This is a genomic window from Azospirillum sp. (assembly GCF_035627195.1).
Classification (GTDB): Bacteria; Pseudomonadota; Alphaproteobacteria; order Azospirillales; family Azospirillaceae; genus Azospirillum.
In genome coordinates this window covers 49985-67820 of sequence record NZ_DASPMG010000121.1, presented here as the reverse complement: position 1 = coordinate 67820, position 17836 = coordinate 49985, and the positions used below count along the sequence as shown (strand labels likewise).

The window sequence follows — 17836 nt, the reverse complement described above, 5'->3', positions numbered from 1 at the left end:
GGGCGGGGGTGGTCGAGGCGGTCGGGCCGGGGGTGACGCACGTGGCACCGGGGGAACGCGTCGGCTATGCCTGCGCACCGGTAGGGGCCTACGCCGAGCGCCGCACCATGCCGGCCGAGCTGCTGGTCCCGCTGCCCGACGACGTGGACGACGAGACAGCGGCGGCCGTGCTGCTGAAGGGCATGACGGCGGAATTCCTGCTGCACCGCGTGCACGCCGTGCAGGAGGGCGACGTGGTGCTGGTGCACGCCGCCGCGGGCGGTGTCGGCGTCCTGCTCTGCCAGTGGGCGAGCGCCTTGGGCGCCACGGTGATCGGCATCGTCGGGTCGGAGGCCAAGGCCCGCGTCGCCCGCGCTCACGGCTGTGCGCACGTGGTGCTGGCCGGTGCGGACGTGCCGGCGCGGGTTCTGGATCTCACCAGCGGGCGCGGGGCGGACGTGGTGTACGACGCGGTCGGGCGCGACAGCCTGACGCGCGACATGGCGCTGCTGGCGCCGTGCGGCCACATCGTCAGCTTCGGGCAGGCCGCCGGACACCTGGAGCCGCTGGACGTGGCGGCCCTGGCCGAGCGATCGGGCCGCGTGTCGCGGCCGAACTTCGGGCACTACGTCGGCACCCAGGCGCAGGCGCGGCTGTCGGCGCAGCGGCTGTTCGGCGCGTTGCGCCGCGGGCTGGTGGCGCCGCTGATCGGCGCCCGGATGCCGCTGCGCGACGCCGCGCTGGCGCACCGCCGGCTTGAGGACCGCGCAAGCGTGGGGGCGACGATCCTGCTGCCGTGAGTTTCGCTATTGGGCCGCGCCTACACCGCGATCAGGCCCAACAGCCGTTCCCGGTCCGCCGCGTCGGCCGCCGATCCGGTGAACACCACCTGACCGCGTTCGATGGCGTAGAAGCGGCTGGTCACCTCCAGCGCGCGGTGGACGTTCTGTTCGACCAGCAGGATCAGCAGGCCCTGGTCGCGCAGGGTCGTGATGATTTGGAAGATCTCATCGACGATCATCGGGGCCAGCCCCTCGGTCGGCTCATCGATCAGCAGGATGCGCGGCTCGCCGACCATCACGCGGGCAATGGCCAGCATCTGCTGTTCGCCGCCCGACAGCGTGGTGCCCATCTGCCGGCGGCGCTCCTTCAGGCGAGGGAAGCGGTCGAACACGCGGTCCAGCGCGTCCCGTTGCGCGCGGCCCGGCCGGCCGGGGGCCTGAAGCAGGCCAAGTTCCAGGTTCTCCTGCACGGTCAGGCCGGGAAAGATGCGGCGATCCTCCGGCACGACGCCCAGGCCCAGGCGGCAGATGCGGTCGGCGGGGCGGCCGGCGATCTCCTGGCCGTCCAGGCGGATGGTGCCGGAGGTGGGCTTCAGCCAGCCGGCGATGGTCTTGACGATGGTGGTCTTGCCCACGCCGTTGCGGCCGAACAGGCTGACCACCTCGCCGGGCCGGCCAGTCAGGCTGACGCCTTGGAGCACGTGGCTGAGCCCGTAGTGGGCGTGCAGGTTGGCGACATCAAGCATGGCTATGCGTGTCCGAAATAGGCGGCCTGGACGGCCGGCTCGGCGCGCACGACGGCCGGCGCGCCTTCGGCCAGCTTGCGGCCCTGGTGCATGACGACGACATGGTCGGACAGCGTCATCACCAGCCCGATGTCGTGCTCGATCAGCAGCACGGTGATCTCGCCGGCCAGGCGCTTGATCATATCGGCCGTGTCGGCGGTGTCGCCGTGGCTCATGCCCTGCGTCGGCTCGTCCAGCAGCAGGACGCGTGGCTCGCACGCCAGGGCCACGGCGATCTCCAGGCGCCGCTGCTCGCCGTGCGACAGGTTGCCGGCCAGCTCGAACGCTTTGGGCGACAGCGCGAAGCGATCCAGCAGCGCGTCCGCCCGCTCCAGCGCGTGGCGGCTGCGCCCGAGCGGCAAGACGGAGGCCAGCGGCGGTTCCGCGATCTGGGCGGCGAGGCGCAGGTTCTCCAGAACCGTCAGCTCGAAGAACAGGTTGGTGATCTGGAAGGAGCGGGCGAGGCCGGCGGCCAGCATGCGGTGCGGCGGCCGGCCGGTGACGTCGGCACCCTCCAGCAGGACGTGCCCGCCGGTGGGCCGGATGGCGCCGCTGATCAGGTTGAACAGCGAGCTTTTGCCCGCCCCGTTCGGCCCGATGACGGAGGTGATGCGCCCGCGCTCCGCATCGAAGCTCATCCGATTGACGGCGACCAGCCCGCCGAAGTTGACGGTCAGGTCGCGCACGGACAGCACGGCGGTGGTGGGGTGGGTCATGGGTTGCCTCCCAGGCGGCGCTGCAGCCAGGGCCGCACGGCGCCCACCAGCCCCTTGGGCAGGATGATGACGGACAGCATGAAGATCACCCCGATGACGATCAGGTGGTGCTCGGTCCAGGTGCCGATGACGGAGCGCAGGGCCGTCAGCAGCACGCTGCCGGCGATCGGGCCGATCAGCGTGCCGACCCCGCCGACGATCACCGTGATGACGGCGTTGCCCGAGGTCTGGAAGAACAGCAGCTCCGGCGATACGAAGCCGCGCAGCATCGGGTACAGCGCCCCCGACAGCGCCGCGACATTCGCCGCCAGGACGTAGGCCAGCATGCGGTAGGTCAGCGGGTTGAAGCCCAGGAAGGGCACGCGCTTCTCGTTGGCGCGGATGGCGACCAGCGTGCGGCCGAACGGCGTGTCCATCAGGTAGGCGAGGCCGGCGTACATCAGCATGGTCAGCGCCAGCACGAACAGGAAGAACGCCGCCGGGTTGGCCGCCTGCACGGTGAACAGGCCGAGTTCGATGGCGATCTCCGGCACGCCGATCAGGCCGTCGGAGGCACCCAGTTCCCGCGTGTTGTAGACGACCTTGGCGGCGACCTGCGCCAGACCGAAGGTGATCAGCGCGAAGTACACGCCCTTCACCCGGTTGGCGATGAAGCCGCCGATGGTACCGGCCACGGTGGCGAGCAGCAGCGTCGCCCCCATCGCCAGCCAGAACGACGGCCCGACGCTGCGCAGCACCACGGCCGAGGTGTAGGCGCCCAGCCCGAAGTACAGCGCTTGGCCCAGCGACAGCAGGCCCGTGTAGCCCAGCAGGATGTCCACGCTCATCGCCAGCCCGGCGAAGATCAGCGCCTCGGTGGCGAGGCGTAGGTAGAAGGTGTCGCCCACCGCCCAGGCGACGACGCCGAAGCCGATGGCGAGCGCCAGGAAGGCCAGAGCCAGGACGTGCACGGCGTCGCGTGCCGCCTCCCGGCCGCGGGCGCCCAGGCGCCCGGTGATGGTCGCGTCACGCATTGCCGAGCTTTCCGAAAAGCCCCTGCGGCCGCACCATCAGGACCATGACCATGATCCCGAACACCAGCGGGTCCGTCCACACGGGGGAGATGTAGAGGCTGGAGACGGCTTGCACCTGCGTCAGCAGCAGGCCGGCGACGACGGCGCCCTGGATGGAACCCATGCCGCCGACGATCACCACGGTGAAGGCCATCAGGATGAAGTCGCGCCCCATGGTGGGGAAGACCGAGTAGATGGGCGCCAGCAGCACCCCCGACAGCCCGGCCAGCGCCACCCCGAACGCAAAGGTGCCGGAGTAGACGAGGCGCACCGGTACGCCCAGCGACGACGCCATGTCCTTGTCCCACGCCGCCGCCCGCACCATGGCGCCGAGCCGCGTGCGGAACACCACCAGCCACACTGCCAGGATCAGCGCCGCGCCGAACAGGATTAGGAACAGCCGGTAGTTGGGCAGGAAGATGCCCAGGATCTCCGTGCCGCCGCCGATGGGCATGTCCGGCTTCATGGTGTTGGGGCCGTAGATCAGCTTCAGCACGTCCTCCAGGATCATGCCCAGCCCGAAGGTGAGCAGCAGGGTGAGGATGTGCCGTTCCCGGCTGTGGAAGACGCGCTGGATCAGCAGCCGCTCGGTGAACCAGCCGATGGGGACCATCAAGAGCGGGATGAGCGCCAGCATGATCCAGAAGTTGAGGCCCAGCGCCGCCACGCTGAGCGCCAGGAAGGCGCCGATGGCGTAGAACTCGCCGTGCGCCATGTTGATGACGTCGAGCAGGCCGAAGATGATGGTCAGCCCCAGCGCCATCAGGATCACCGCGACCCCGAGCGACAGGCCGTTCAGCACCTGCGGCGCCAGCACGAACTGGAAGTAATCGAAGAACTCGGGCATGGATCCTCACTTTCCCTCCCCCGCCGGAGGCGGGGGAGGGAAGGGGCTGGATTTCTAGAACTTCGTGCAGGCGTCCTGGCCGATGGCGGCGTCGCCGGGGACGGTGCCGACGATCTGGAACTTGCCGCCCTTCACCTGCACCGCGTACATGTCCTGCACCGCCTGATGGTCGCCGGCGCGCATGGTCTTGGTGCCCTGCGGCGTGGCCCACTGGATGCCGCGCATGGCTTCGCGCAGCTTGGCCGTCTCCGTGCCGCCGGCCTTCTCGACCGCGGCCTTGTAGAAGTGGATCAGGCCATAGCTGTCGGCGCCGTACAGGTCCGGGTCGGTCTTGTAGGCGGCCCGGAAGGCCTGGACGAAGGCCTTGTTCTCCGCCGTGTCGATCTCCGGCGAGTAGCCGACGCCGGTGACAAAGCCCTCCGCCGCCTTGCCGATGGCGCCGATGTTCTGCGAGGTCACCGTGCCCGACGCGCCCACCACGGTGATGTTGCGCAAGAGGCCGTATTCTTCCAGCTGGGAGAGCAGGCGCACCGTGTCGTTGCCCGCCACCGAGGTGTACATGACGCTGGGCCGCGAGGCGCGCAGCTGGCCGAAGTACTGGGTGTAGTCCTTGCTGTCGAGCGGCGCGAAGACCTCGCCTGCCTCGCTGGCCCCCTTGGCGGTGGCGGCCTGCTTGAAGGCGGCGACGGTGGAACGCCCCATCTCGTAGTCGGGGCCGAGGAAGAAGACCTTGCTCTTGGGCTTCTCCTTGCTCAACCACTCGGCCAGCGCCGCCGACTGCTGGCCGGCCCGGGCGTTGACGCGGAAGACGTTGGGCGAGCATTTGTCGGTGGTGATGGAATCGGCGAACGACACGGTGGTGGCGATCAGCCGGTCGTTGCGTTCCGCCACCTGTCCCACGGCCAGCGTCGAGCCGGAATTGACGGTGCCGGTCAGGAAATCGACCTTGCCGACCTGGAACAGCTTCTCCGCCTTCTGCACGGCGACGGAGGGGTTGGCCTCCTCGTCCTCGAACATCAGCTCGACCGGGCGGCTGGCGATGCCGCCTTTGTCGTTGACCTCCTTGGCGGCGAGTTCCAGGCCCCAGCGGACCTGCTGGCCGATGGGGGCGTAGGTGCCGGACAGCGGCGTCACCACGCCGATGCGGATGGGATCGGCGGCGAGTGCGGCGGCCGACGTGCCGAGCAGCAGGGCCGCGGCAAGGATGGTGGTCGTCTTCGACATGGTTCCCTCCCTTGGTTTTGTCGTTCGCTCAGCTGCCGCTGAAGGTTGGCTTGCGCTTCTCGTGGAAGGAGGCGACGCCTTCCTTGAAATCGTTGGAGTTGCGCAGGCGGCCGTAGGCCTGCCCCTCGATCTCGATGGCACCCTGAACCGAGGTGTGCTGGCCGCGGTTCAGCACGACCTTGATGGTGCGCTGGGCCAACGGCGAGAAGCCGCGCAGTTCGTCCACCAGGGCGTCCACCGTCTTCTCCAGATCGGCGTCGGGCACGCAGTCGGTGACGAAGCCCCACTCGGCGGCCTGACGGCCGGGCACGCGGCGGGCGCGCATGACCATGTCCTTGGTGCGGGCGATGCCGATCATGTGCAGCAGCCGCGCCGATCCGCCGGAGCCGGGGATCATGCCGATGCGCATCTCCGGCAGGGCGAACTGCGCGGTTTCCGACGCGATGCGGAAGTCGCAGGCCAGCGACAGCTCGAAGCCCACGCCGAAGCAGTAGCCGCGCACCTGAGCGATCACCGGCTTGCGGCAGCGCTCGGGTGCGGCGATGTTGTTGGCCAGTTCGGAGACGTGCTCGGGGCTCGCCTCCATGAAGCCGGCGATGTTGCCGCCGGAGGAGAAGTTCTCCCCGTCGGCGCGCAGCACGATGACCCTGACACGGTCATCGCGGTCCAGCGCCTCGAACACGGCGCGGAACTGGTCGCGCTGGCGCATGGCGACGATGTTCATCGGCGGCCGGCTCAGCACGATGTCGGCGCGCTCCCTGGAGGCGTCGAACTCGACGCGAAAGCCGTCCAGCTCTTTCAGGAGGTCGGTGTCGGCAAAGGTGTAGGCGGTCACGTCAGGATACTCCTGTCAGGTGGCATCGGGTCAGGTGGCATCGGGCTGTTCGGGGTGAAACTCGCCGGCCTGCAGCTTGCGGCGCAGGATCTTGCCGACCGGCGATTTCGGGATCTCGTCGAGGAAGACGTACTCGCGCGGGCGCTTGAAGTTGGCGAGGCCGGAGGTGCGGCAGTGCGCGTCCAGTGCCGCGTGATCGACGCCCGCCCGGCGCTTGACGAAGGCGACGACCTTCTGGCCCCAGCGCTCGTCTGGCAGGCCGGCGACGGCCACTTCCAGCACGTCGGCGTGGAGCGACAGCACACTCTCGATCTCCACGGGGGAGACGTTCTCGCCGCCGGTGATGATCATGTCGTCGACCCGGCCGGAGACGAACAGGTCGCCGTCGGCGTCGAAATAGCCGGTGTCGCCGGTGAAGTACCAGCCGGCGTGCAGCGCCTTGGCGTCCGCGTCGGGGCGGTTCAGGTAGCCTTCGAACGCCTCGTCGCCCGTCAGGTCGGCGATGATCTGCCCTTCCTCGCCCACCGCCGCGCGCTCCTCCGGGTCGTGGGAGCCGAGTTTGACCACGCGGATGCGCTGGTTGAGCGCCGCCCGGCCGGCCGAACCCGGCTTGGCCGGGGCGTTCTGGTTGATGGTGAAGGTGTAGATCTCGGATGAGCCGTAGTGGTTGACGAACAGCTGCGGCCGGAACGCCTTGTCCAGTTTCTGCAGGAGGCCGTCCGTCATCGGCGCGCCGGCGAAGCCCAGCTTGCGCACGCTCGACACGTCCGTCTGGGCGAAACGCGGGTTGGCCAGCAGGTCGTGGTAGAGCGTCGGCACGAGGTAGAGGCAGGTCAGCGCCTCCCGCTCGATCAACTCGAGGGCACCCGTGGTGTCGAAGCGCGGCTGGCAGACGAACAACCCGTCGATCAGCGCCATGGACAGCAGCGAACGCACGCCCATGGTGTGGTACAGGGGCATGACGCCCAGCGTGCGCTCGCCGATGGCGTAGCAGTTCTGCGCCACGTGGGCGACGGCCGCCGCGCGCTCCGCCCGGTGCCGGCGCGGCACGCCCTTGGGCTTGCCCGTGGTGCCGGAGGTGTAGAGCAGCAGCGACAGGCTCTCGGCCGTCGCCCGCGACACCGCCGGGGCCGGTTCGGCGGCCAGCAGGCGGTCGAATTCCGCGGCATCGACGCGCGGCAGCGCCTGTGCGGCGGGGGAGGCGGCGACGGCCTCGGCCGAGACGTCCTGGAAGACCAGCAGCTTCGCCCCGGCGTCGGGCAGGCAGTAGTCCAGCTCCTCCGCCTTGATGCGCCAGTTGAAGGGCGCCACGGTCAGGCCGGCCAGCTGGCAGGCCCAGTGGATGGTGGCCATGGGCCAGGTGTTCTGCAGCGCCGTGGCGACCATGTCGCCGGGCCTCAGCCCCATGGCTTCGAAGGACGCCACGACGCGCAGGACCCTGTCCGCCCACTGCGCGTAGGTCAGGCGCACCGGCCCGTCCACCAGGGCCAAGGCGTCCGGGCTGCGCTCCACGCTGGCAAGGAAGCTGCGGCCGAGGTCAAACATGGGTGGTCTCCGTGCTTTGGCCGGTCACGTCCATGACCGCGCGCACGATCCCGGCGTAGCCGGTGCAGCGGCACAGGTGCCCGCTCAGCATGTCGCGCAACTCCTCCTCCGATGGTTTGGGCACGCGCTCCAGGTAGTCGGACAGCGACATCAGGATGCCGGCGGTGCAGAAGCCGCACTGCAGCGCGTGGTGGCGGTTGAAGGCCTCCTGCAAGGCGGTCATGCGGTCTTCTTTGGCGAGACCTTCGACGGTGTCGATGCGCCGCCCGTCGGCCTGAACGGCCAGCGTCAGGCAGGCGCGCTGGGCCACGCCGTCGATGCGCACGGTGCAGGCGCCGCACACGCCGTGCTCGCACCCCACGCGGGTGCCGTGCGCGCCCAGCTCGTGGCGCAGGAAGTCGCTGAGCAGCAGGCGCGGGTGCGCGGTGCCCGTGCGCGCCTTGCCGTTTAGGGTGATGGTGACGGTGTGCCGCGCGTCGGCGGTCAGGACCGGCATGCGAGAGCCTCCTCGATCGTGGTGCGGCCGATGCGGCGGACGAGGGTGCGGCGGTAGGCGGCGGTGGCGTGCTGGTCGTCGTCGCCACCGAGGTCCCAGGCGAAGGCGTTGAGCGCTTCGTCCAGGGCGGCGCCGTCCAGCAGGGGCCAGTCGCGTGCCGTCGGCCGGTCGGCGACGCCGCCGACGGCGAGGCGGATGCCCTGCGCGTCGGCAATGGCGGCGCAGGCGGTGATGGCGAAGTCGCCATGCCGCATCGCCACCTCGCGGAAGGCGTGGCCGCCGCCGGGTTTGGCGAGCGGGACGCGCACCGCCTCGACGATTTCGTCCGCCCACTTGGCGGTGGTCAGCGGGCCGACGAAGAAGTCGGCCACCGGCACCGTGCGCCGCTTGCGCGCCGAGCGCAGCAGCACCTCGCCCCCCAGCGCCACGAGGCACAGCGGGATCTCCGCGCTGGGATCGGCGTGCGCGACGGAGCCGCAGACGGTGCCCCGGTTGCGCGTTTGGAAATGCCCGACCCAGGGCAGGGCGGATGCGAGCAGCGGCACTTCCCGCGCCAGCGTCGGCCGCGCCATCAGCTCGGACTGCGTGACCGCGGCACCGATGGTGAGCCAGCCGTCGGTCGCGTCGAGTGTGCGCAGCTCCTCCAGCCGGGACAGGTCGATCAGCAGGCGCGGCTGGACGAGGCGCATGTTCAGCATGGGCATCAGCGACTGGCCGCCGGCGACGATGCGGGCGTCCTCGCCGCCCTGGGCCAGGGCCGCCAGCGCTTCCGCCACGCTGGCCGGGCGCAGGTAGTCGAAGGGGGCGGGCTTCATCGGGAAATCCCCAAGAGGTGCCGGAGGCGGGTGAGCAGCGACGGGCGTTCCTCGGCCGCCGGCCCGCCGGCCCGCGCGATCAGCTTGTCGAAGAACTGGCCGATCAGCAGGCGCGCCGCGCTGTCCAGCATGCGCCCGCCGACGGCGGCCACCTTGCCGCCGACCTCCGCCGTGTAGCGGTAGCGGACGGTCGTGCCCGCCGCCGTGCGTTCCAGCGTGACGAGCCCGGTGCCGCGCCCGGTGCCGAGGGCGCTGGACCCGCTGCCGGTCAGCGTCAGCGAATTGGGCGGCTTCAGGTCGGACAGCGCCACCTCCGCCGTGTAGCGCCCGCGGATCGGGCCGACGCCGACCACCACCTCCGCCCGGTAGGCGTCGGGGCCGGCCAGCTCCAGCGCCTCGCAGCCGGGCAGCAATGCGGCCAGCTCCCTGGGATCCAGCAGGATCGCCCACACCTGTTCGGGGCTGGCGGGCACGGTGCGGCTGCCCTCGCCGGTCAGGCCCCGGCCGCCGGAAACGGCGGGAGCGGGCGGGACGCCGGCCGTGGCGGGGCGCGGCGGCTCGGCGCCGTGGATCATCGCCGCCACCTTGGCGGGAGTGAGCGGCAAGTCCACGGTGTCGACGCCCAGCGCGTCGGCCACCGCGTTGGCGATGCAGACCGGCGTGCTCATGTTGTTGCCTTCGCCGGCCCCCTTGGCGCCCAGCGGCGTGACGGGGGAGGGGCTCTCGCGGTGCAGGATCACCGGTACCGGCACTTCCACGGCCGTGGGCACGAGGTAGTCGGCGAAGGTGCCGGACAGGAACCGCCCGTCCTCGCCGTAGGCGTATTCCTCGTACAGCGCCACGCCCACGGCCTGGGAGAAGCCGCCCAGCACCTGCCCCTCGACCAGCAGCGGGTTCAGCAGGCGCCCGGCGTCGTGCATGGTGACGTAGTGGTCGATGCGCACCCGCCCGGTGTCGCGGTCCACCTCCACCCCGCAGAAGTCGAAGATGAAGCCGTAGCAGGCGGAGCTGTTGATGTGGTCCGCGTCGGTCGGCGCCTTCAGCGGCTCCGGCGTCCAGAAGGCGGTCTCGCGCAGCGCCGCCTCCTGCCCATCGGGCAGCGTGCCGGGCGACCAGTGGCCGGCGGCGGCGAGGCGGGAGAAGGACAGCGCGTTCTCCGGGTTGCCGGCGGCGAAAACCTTGCCCTTGGCGAAGCGGATCTCCTCGGCCGGGACGTTCAGCTGCCCGGCGGCCAGCCGCGCCAGCCGGTCGCGCAGGCGGGTCGCGGCGATGTGCGCGGCGCCGGCCACGGCGCCCGCGAAGCGGCTGGAGTAGTTGCCGGCGGCGATCGACCACGCGTCCTTGGCCGTGTCGAAGTCGGTGACGACGCGGATGTCCTCCATCTTCAGGCCGAAGACGTCGGCGATCACCTGCGCCAGCACCGTGCGGTGGCCCTGGCCCTGCGGCACGGACGCCACGCCGACGGACACGCCGCCGGTCGGGTCCACCGCCACCGTGGCGGCCGCCTGGGCGCCGTTCTTCGGGCCGGCCTTGCGCCGCTCCTCCGCCGTCAGGACCGTGGTGATGTAGCCCATGTTGGAGATCGACGGCTCCACCACCGCGGCATAGCCGATGCCGTAGAGCCGCCCCTCGGCACGCGCCTTGTCGCGCCGGGCCTTCAGCTCCGCCAGCCCGCCCTTCTCGACCGCCTCCCCCAGCGTCGCCGGGTAGTCGCCGGAGTCCAGCCGCCCGCCGGACGGCGTGGCGTAGGGCATGGCCGCGGCGGGCACCAGATTGCGGCGGATGACGTCCAGCGGGTCGAGGCCAAGGGCGAGCGCGATGCGGTGCATCAGCCGCTCCAGCCCGAAATACAGCTGCCCGCCGCCGAAGCCGCGGTTCAGGCCGCTGGGCGTCTTGTTGGTGACGGCGATGCGGTTGACCACCGACAGGTGCGGGATGTCGTAGGCACCGGTCAGGTTCCCGTGGTTTCGGTAGAGCGAGGCGGGCTCGGGTGCGCGCAGGTAGGCGCCGCAGTCCTCCGTCTGCTGCATGCGCAGCGCCAGCACCTTGCCGTCCGCCGCCACGGCGGCCTCCAGGTCCATGCGCCGGCCGGTGGCGGAGGTGGCGGCCATCAGGTGCTCCAGCCGGTCCTCCACCCACTTCACCGGCCGGCCGGCGGCGCGGGCGCACACGCCCATCAGCACGATGTAGGGGAACACCGCCTGCTTGTTGCCGAAGCTGCCGCCGGAATGCGGCGGCGATTTCAGGCGAAGCTTGGCGCCCGACACGTTCAGCGCCCGCGCCATCACCGGGTGGACGGCAAAGGGGCCGGAGAAGTTGGACAGCACCTCGTACGCCCCCTCGGCCGGGTCGTAGTCGGCCAGGACGACGAAGCACTCCATGGGCGTGCAGGAGTTGCGCGGGTAGTGCACGGTCAGCGTCACCCGGTGCTCGGCGGCCGTGAAGGCCGCGTCGGGCTCGCCGTAGAGGAAGCTGCGGGTGTTGACGATGTTCGATCCGACGGCCGGGTGCAGCAGTTCCGACGCCGGGTCGGCCGCCTGCTCCACGCTCATCACCGGCGGCAGCGGGCGGTAGCGCACGGAGATGCGGTCCAGCGCGTCCTCGGCCAGATAGCGGTTGTCGGCGAGCACCACGGCGACCGGCTCGCCGACGTAGCGCACGCGGTCCACCGCCAAGCACCAGTGCTCCATAGGCGCCTTGACGCCGACCAGGAACGGGCTGGCAAGGCGCTTGGCGTCCTCGCCGGTGATGACCGCCGCCACGCCGGGCATGCCCAGTGCGTCGGCCGCGTCGATGCCCAGCACCTCGGCGTGCGCGTGGGGCGAGCGCAGGATGGCGGCGTGCAGGGTGCCCGGCTTGACCGGCAGGTCGTCGGCGTAGCGCGCGGCACCGGTCAGCACCGCGGCGTCTTCCAAGCGCGGGATCGGCCGGCCCACCAGAGGTGCGTCAGCTGCGTCGCTCGCTGCGTTTCGAACGGTCTCGATCGCCGTCATTGAGCCTTCCTCCCGAATGCGGGAAGGCTAGCGCGGATGGCGCCGACCCCTGTTACCAGGGGGTGTCGGGATTTACCCTACAGTCTCATTTTGCGCCGCGCCCGCTACGCCGGGCCCCCTACGCCGGGCCCCCTACGCCGGGCCAGGGACGGCGCGGTCGACGAGGTTCACCACGCGGCGGTACTCGGTGGGCGTGACGCCCTGGTTGTTGCGGAAGAAGCGCGTGAAGTGGCTGGGGGCGGCGAAGCCCAGGCGGTCGGACAGGGTGGTCACGCTCTCGCCCCCGTCGGCCAGTGCGCCGATGGCGGTCTCCATGCGCAGCACGTTGAAGTACAAGGCCGGCGTGATCTGCATGGTGCTGTGGAACAGGCGGAACAGGTGGGCGCGCGACAGGCCGGCGGCCTGCGCCACCTTGTCGGCGTTGAACTCCTCCCCCAGGGTGGAGCGCATGTAGCGCACGGCGTTGCGCACGCGGAAGTCGCTGGCCGGCAGGCGGGCCGCGATGCCTGCGCCACGCAGCGAACGCCACTCCGAGAAGCGGTCGATCACCGCCACCATCAGGTCCATCAGCGCCTGCTCGTGCCGCTCGCCGGCCTCGTCGGTGAACAGCAGCTCGTTCGCCATGCGGTCGGCCAGCCGGCGGATGTGCGGCGTCAGGTCGCCGCAGGACTGCGGGAAGAAGCCGGGGTTGGCGCAGGCGGTGAAGTCGCGCTGCATGTCGGCCAGCCAGCGCGGCTCGATGTACAGCGCCAGGATGGTGGTGGCAGGCGCACCGGGCTGGTGGGCGTAGGAGTGCGGTTCCCACGTGTTGACCAGCACGGCGGTGTCGTCGCGCAAGGGGTGCAGCCGGTCGCGCACGGCGAAGAAGGTGTCGGCGCCCGACGCCTTGATCAGCACGTGGCAGTGCGGGTGCGCGTGGTGGATCAGCGCGCCGTCCATGTCGAGCAGGGCCACGCGGCCGAACGAGCCCTGGAAGATGCGCAGGGCTTTGGACATCTCGAACCTCCCTCGGGGACCGGTTGCCGCGTCCGGTGCGGTCCAATCCTTTGTTGACTAAGCAATACATATAGTTGGCTTTTCCCGCCGATGCGAGGCGTTCCTTCGGGTGCGTGTGCTTTGTGTGCCACGCCGCGCAAGCATGCTTCAGTTTGTCGCAAATTTTATGCTTATAGTTCGCGTACTGCGGGTATATGAACGCGCGCGTACCGACCGATGAGCGGAGTTCCCGAGCGATGACCTTCCTGAACAGGCTGAGCCTGGCCGCCAAGCTTACCATCCTGTGCACGTTCGGGCTCCTGGTCCTGGCCGGGGCGCTCACCGGCGCCACTGTTTCCATCATCCGCGACCGCATCGGGGCCGAGGCGCTGGAGCGGCGCGAGCAGGCCATCTCCACCGCCCACATGCTGGTCCAGCAGAAGGGCGACGAGTTCCGGCTGGAGAACGGCTCGCTCTTCGTCGGCACCTATCGGCTGAACGAGGCCAACGACATCGTCGACGCGGTGCGCAGCCTGAACGGCGGTGTCGCGACCATCTTCATGGGCGACCGCCGCGTGGCCACCAACGTGCGCAACGCCGACGGCAGCCGCGCCATCGGCACCGTGCTGGCCAAGGGCCCGGTCTACGATTCGATCTTCACGAAGAAGGAACCCTTCCGCGGCGAGGCGGACATCCTGGGTGCGGCCTACTTCACCGCCTACGACCCGCTGTTCGACCGCAACGGCGAGGTGGTCGGCATCCTCTTCGTCGGGCTGAAGAAGGCCGACGCGCTGAAGGTGGTGGACGAGGTGGTGGGCAGCACCACGACGCTGGCCGCCGTGGTCACCGTTGTCGTCACGCTGGCCATGCTGCTGATGGTGCGCCGCCAGTTCCGCATGCTCGGCCGCATTCAGGACTCCATGCACGTGCTGGCCGACGGCAACCTGGACGTGACGGTCCCCGGCCTGGACCGTAAGGACGAGATCGGCGCCATGGCGCAGTCGGTCGAGGTGTTCCGCCAGAAGGGCCTGGAGAACGAGCGCCTGCGCGCCGCGCAGGAGCGCGAGCGCCGCGAGGCGGAGGCCGCCAAGATCGCCGCCCTGGAATCCATGGCCGCCACCGTGGAGGAGGAGACCCGCGCCGCCGTCGACCGCGTGGCCGAGCGTTCCGACAAGATGGACGCCAACGCCCAGGCGATGGCCCATTCGGCCGTCCAGGTGTCGTCGGACTCGCAGAGCGTCGCCGCCGCGGCGGGGCAGGCGCTGGGCAACGCGCAGGCCGTGGCCTCGGCGACCGAGCAGCTGACCGCCTCGATCCGCGAGATCTCCACCCAGGTCGCCTTCGCCAGCGAGGTGTCGCGCCGCGCCGTGCAGGACGGCCAGCGCACGGAGGACGCGGTGGTGGCGCTGTCCAACGCCATCGGCCACATCGGCGACGTCGCCACCTTCATCCAGGACATCGCCGCGCAGACGAACCTGCTGGCGCTGAACGCCACCATCGAGGCGGCCCGCGCGGGCGACGCCGGCAAGGGCTTCGCCGTCGTGGCGCACGAGGTGAAGAACCTCGCCACCCAGACCTCGCGCTCGGCCGAGGAGATCACCCGCCAGATCCACGAGCTGCAGACCATGACCGGCACCGCCGTCGGCGCGGTGCAGGAGATCGGCCGCACCATCGGCGAGATCGACACCGTGGCCGGCACCATCGCCGCCGCCATGGAGCAGCAGGGGGCAGCGACGCAGGAGATCTCCCGCAACGTCGGCCAGACGGCGGCCGCCGCGCAGGAGGTGTCGACGCGCATCGCCCACGTCTCCGAAGAGGCGGCGATCACCGGCTCGCGCGCCGACGAGGTGCGGGCCGTCGCCACCGAGGTGGCGCAGAGCATCGACATGCTGCGCAAGTCGCTGGTGCGCGCCGTGCGCACCTCCACGCCCGAGGTCGACCGCCGCCGCCTGCCGCGCTTCGCGGTCAACCTGCCGTGCAGCCTGTCGGGGGCGGCCGGCCAGACCAGCGCCAAGGTGCGCAACCTGTCGGAGGGCGGCGCGGTGATCGGCGGCGCCGACGGGTGGAACGCCGGCGGGCGCGGCACGCTGTCCATCCAGGGCTGCGCCGTGATGCTGCCGTTCCGCGTGGTCGCCGCCGATGACGACGGCCTGCGCGTGAAGTTCGAGGCCGACCCGCGCACGGCCGACCTCTTCCTTCAGGAGTTCCGCCGCATCACCACCGGGCTGCGCCCGATCGAGGTCGCGGCGTAACGTCGGGCGGGCGTCGGGAAACGGCCCGAAACTGTGGGCCGGTTCACATCCGGCGCGGCGGGGGACGGGTAGGGTCTGGGCATCGACACCCCAGACCCTGATCCTGCAAGGAGATCCCCCATGATCCGTCGCTCGCTTCTCGCCGCCGCCACGCTCGCCCTGCTCGCCGGTCCGGCGCTGGCCGACAGCACGCTGTCGGTCAACAACACGGCCGCCGGCATCGGCAACGTGGCCGGGCAGTTCGTGATGAACAAGCAGTCCGGCGGCGGGCTGTTCGGCGGCACCAACACCGCCACCATCAACAACACCGCGGCCGGCATCGGCAACGTCGCCAAGCAGGGCGTGCTGAACCAGCAGTCGGCCGGCGGCAACCCCATGCTCCGCGCCCCCGGCGCGGTGGCCGCGCCGATGGTCGGCCTGGGCGGCTCCAACACCGCCGTCCTCGGCAACACGGCGGCCGGCATCGGTAACAAGGCGGTGCAGAACGGCACGGTCTTCCAGAAGGGCTCGCCCTTCGGCGCCAACGTGCTGAACGGGCAGAACACCGCCGCCGGCATCGGCAACTTCGCCGGGCAGAGCCTCTTCTCCGTCCAGCGCTGACGACCACCCCTCTTCGACAGCTCCATCCTGACTTCCGGCCGGAAGCCCCGCTTCCGGCCGGTTTTTCGTCTGCAGGCCCGCCGATCCGGGAAAGACCGATCCGGGAAAGAACGCGGTGGCGGAGAAACGGTGGCCGGATGTGGGCCACCTCACAGAAGGCCGGGGCACGGCGGCGTAAGGTCCGTCCATCGATGAACGCCGGGGCACCCGGCACCCAACCAGGAGGTTTACCGCTATGATCCGTCGCTCCCTGCTCGCCGCCGCCGCCGTGTTCCTGCTGTCCGCCCCGGCCATGGCCCAGAATGTCGGCAACGCCAACAACGCCGCCGCCGGCATCGGCAACTTCGCCGGCCAGCGCGTGATGGGCGTGCAGGGCGCGCCGTTCGGCGGCGCCGCCGCCTTCGGTGGCCTTGCCAGCACCAACGTGCGCAACTCCACCAACGTCGCCGCCGGCATCGGCAACACCGCGCGCCAGCAGAACCTGGGCGTGCAGGGCGGCGGCTCGCCCTTCGGCGGGCTGGTCAGCACCAACGTCGGCACCTCCACCAACGTCGCCGCCGGCATCGGCAACACGGCCGGCCAGACGGTTCTGGGCCACCAGGGCAACGGCGTGGGCGTCGGCCTGAACTTCACCGGCCGCGGGCCGCTGGTCACCACCAACGTGGACGTCGGCACCAACGTGGCCGCCGGCATCGGCAACACGGCCGGGCAGCGCCTGCTGGGCGTCCAGCGCTAACCCTTCGGTACAGGACCCGGCCGGTCTGCGCGCGCAGGCCGGCCGGGGTGTGTTTTTCTATGCAAAAGCCAGGGAGGTTCCCATGCTCCGCCACGCCATCCCCTTCGCCCTTTCGGCCGCCGCCTTCCTGTTCGTCGCCCCGCCCACGGCGAGCGCCGGCACGCTGGCCTGCCAGACGGTGAACGGGCAGACGGTGTGCACGCAGGGCTCGGGCTCGCTGGCCTGCCAGACGGTCAACGGCCAGACCACCTGCCTGGAGGGGCCGGGGGTGCTGAGCTGCCAGACCGTCAACGGGCAGACCACCTGCTCCACCTCGCGCGACACCGCCGCCCGCCCCGCGCCGCCGCGCCTGCCCTGGCCCCTGGGGCCGGAGGGCGCCGGCAGCCAGGACGTCACGGTCGAGCAGCGCAACGGCAAGCTGCACGTGCGCGCCGGCGGGGTCGACGTGCAGCTCGACTGAGCGGGTCCGACTGACTGGGCCCGACTGACCGGGTCCGGTTGACTGGGCCGGCGCCGGGAAATGCAACCGGATGCAACGGGATGCAACGCATTCGGCAATGTGTTGCATCCGGCCACCCCGTTCATTTTCGAGCGGAGGTGCGTGCGCGCAGGGGATGGTCAGGATCGTCCCCATCATGGCGCGCTCTAGGAATTCTGTCAAACGCGGCGGCCGGTCCCACAAGGACCGGCCGCCGTTTTCGTGTCCGGGCGGCATTTTTCGCGTGGGTGTGGGCCGCTTCACAGCGGCCGCCGGGCGGGGCGCGTAGCCTTCCCCCATCGACGCCGACCCTTGGAGACCACGCCATGCGCCGCACCCTGATCCTCGCCGCCACCCTGGCCGCTACCCTGGCCGCCGGCCCGGCCGCCGCCTTCGAGGTGCAGTCCGGCGGCGTGCTGCTGCGCGAGAACCCCGCCATGATGGCCGCGCTGGCCGGCGGCGGAAAGACGATCCCGCCCTGGATGGCCAAGCGCGAGAAGGACGAGGCCGCCCCCGCGCGCCCCGGCGCGCCGGGCCAGCCGGGTCAGGCAGGGGCCGGCCAGCCCGGCGGCCTGCAGGGCATGTCGCAGCAGCAGCTGGGCGCCCTGCTGTTCGGCGGCAGCCGCGAAGGCCCGGCCAAGCCCGGCGCCGCCGGCAAGGCCGCCGCATCCGGCAAGTCCTTCGACGACCCCCGCGCCGCGCGCGGCCTGTTCCGCTGATCCCGTT

At 70.9% G+C, this 17836-nt stretch carries 17 protein-coding genes; 6 read left to right on the top strand and 11 right to left on the bottom strand.

What is annotated here, in order from left to right; translation table 11 throughout:
• On the top strand, nucleotides 1-779 hold a 779-nt coding region (locus VED21_RS11420; RefSeq protein WP_324882479.1), incomplete at its 5' end, for a quinone oxidoreductase.
• Between the two features lie 20 nt (nucleotides 780-799).
• On the opposite strand, the gene VED21_RS11415 is transcribed toward VED21_RS11420, so the two are convergent.
• From VED21_RS11415 to VED21_RS11365, 11 genes are all read right to left on the bottom strand, one after another.
• Nucleotides 800-1507, bottom strand: a complete 708-nt coding sequence (locus tag VED21_RS11415; protein WP_324882478.1) for an ABC transporter ATP-binding protein — start codon at nucleotides 1505-1507, stop codon at nucleotides 800-802.
• A 2-nt stretch (nucleotides 1508-1509) separates the two neighbouring features.
• Nucleotides 1510-2262 (bottom strand): ABC transporter ATP-binding protein, encoded by a 753-nt coding sequence (locus VED21_RS11410; RefSeq protein WP_324882477.1) that lies wholly within the window; start codon nucleotides 2260-2262, stop codon nucleotides 1510-1512.
• Entirely contained in the window at nucleotides 2259-3275 is a 1017-nt protein-coding gene (locus VED21_RS11405) for a branched-chain amino acid ABC transporter permease (RefSeq protein ID WP_324882476.1), read from the bottom strand. The genes VED21_RS11410 and VED21_RS11405 overlap by 4 nt, the downstream gene beginning before the upstream one ends.
• On the bottom strand, nucleotides 3268-4161 hold the full coding sequence (locus tag VED21_RS11400; protein ID WP_324882475.1) for a branched-chain amino acid ABC transporter permease: 894 nt from the start codon (nucleotides 4159-4161) through the stop codon (nucleotides 3268-3270). The genes VED21_RS11405 and VED21_RS11400 overlap by 8 nt, the downstream gene beginning before the upstream one ends.
• Nucleotides 4162-4215: 54 nt before the next feature.
• Nucleotides 4216-5385: an ABC transporter substrate-binding protein gene (locus VED21_RS11395; protein ID WP_324882474.1), complete on the bottom strand. Its 1170-nt coding sequence runs from the start codon at nucleotides 5383-5385 to the stop codon at nucleotides 4216-4218.
• 28 nt (nucleotides 5386-5413) lie between these two features.
• Nucleotides 5414-6220 carry an enoyl-CoA hydratase/isomerase family protein gene (locus VED21_RS11390; RefSeq protein ID WP_324882473.1) on the bottom strand — a complete coding sequence of 269 codons (807 nt, stop codon included), beginning with the start codon at nucleotides 6218-6220 and terminating at the stop codon, nucleotides 5414-5416.
• A gap of 30 nt (nucleotides 6221-6250) precedes the next feature.
• Nucleotides 6251-7765: an AMP-binding protein gene (locus tag VED21_RS11385; protein ID WP_324882472.1), complete on the bottom strand. Its 1515-nt coding sequence runs from the start codon at nucleotides 7763-7765 to the stop codon at nucleotides 6251-6253.
• Nucleotides 7758-8261 (bottom strand): (2Fe-2S)-binding protein, encoded by a 504-nt coding sequence (locus VED21_RS11380; protein WP_324882471.1) that lies wholly within the window; start codon nucleotides 8259-8261, stop codon nucleotides 7758-7760. Before VED21_RS11380 ends, VED21_RS11385 begins: the two co-directional genes overlap by 8 nt.
• The gene (locus tag VED21_RS11375) at nucleotides 8249-9076 is read right to left on the bottom strand and encodes an FAD binding domain-containing protein (protein ID WP_324882470.1); all 828 of its coding nucleotides are present in this window, start codon (nucleotides 9074-9076) and stop codon (nucleotides 8249-8251) included. The genes VED21_RS11380 and VED21_RS11375 overlap by 13 nt, the downstream gene beginning before the upstream one ends.
• Entirely contained in the window at nucleotides 9073-12069 is a 2997-nt protein-coding gene (locus tag VED21_RS11370; RefSeq protein WP_324882469.1) for a xanthine dehydrogenase family protein molybdopterin-binding subunit, read from the bottom strand. The genes VED21_RS11375 and VED21_RS11370 overlap by 4 nt, the downstream gene beginning before the upstream one ends.
• Nucleotides 12070-12201: 132 nt before the next feature.
• On the bottom strand, nucleotides 12202-13065 hold the full coding sequence (locus VED21_RS11365; RefSeq protein ID WP_324882468.1) for an AraC family transcriptional regulator: 864 nt from the start codon (nucleotides 13063-13065) through the stop codon (nucleotides 12202-12204).
• A gap of 236 nt (nucleotides 13066-13301) precedes the next feature.
• Here VED21_RS11365 and VED21_RS11360 point away from each other — a divergent pair, with 236 nt between their 5' ends.
• From VED21_RS11360 to VED21_RS11340, 5 genes are all read left to right on the top strand, one after another.
• Nucleotides 13302-15296, top strand: coding sequence for a methyl-accepting chemotaxis protein (locus tag VED21_RS11360; RefSeq protein ID WP_324882467.1), 1995 nt, complete (start codon nucleotides 13302-13304; stop codon nucleotides 15294-15296).
• 120 nt (nucleotides 15297-15416) lie between these two features.
• Entirely contained in the window at nucleotides 15417-15896 is a 480-nt protein-coding gene (locus VED21_RS11355) for a hypothetical protein (RefSeq protein ID WP_324882466.1), read from the top strand.
• 235 nt (nucleotides 15897-16131) lie between these two features.
• The gene (locus VED21_RS11350) at nucleotides 16132-16632 is read left to right on the top strand and encodes a hypothetical protein (RefSeq protein WP_324882465.1); all 501 of its coding nucleotides are present in this window, start codon (nucleotides 16132-16134) and stop codon (nucleotides 16630-16632) included.
• A gap of 82 nt (nucleotides 16633-16714) precedes the next feature.
• Entirely contained in the window at nucleotides 16715-17092 is a 378-nt protein-coding gene (locus tag VED21_RS11345; RefSeq protein WP_324882464.1) for a hypothetical protein, read from the top strand.
• Between the two features lie 344 nt (nucleotides 17093-17436).
• Nucleotides 17437-17829 (top strand): hypothetical protein, encoded by a 393-nt coding sequence (locus VED21_RS11340; protein ID WP_324882463.1) that lies wholly within the window; start codon nucleotides 17437-17439, stop codon nucleotides 17827-17829.
• The last annotated feature ends 7 nt before the right edge of the window (nucleotides 17830-17836 follow it).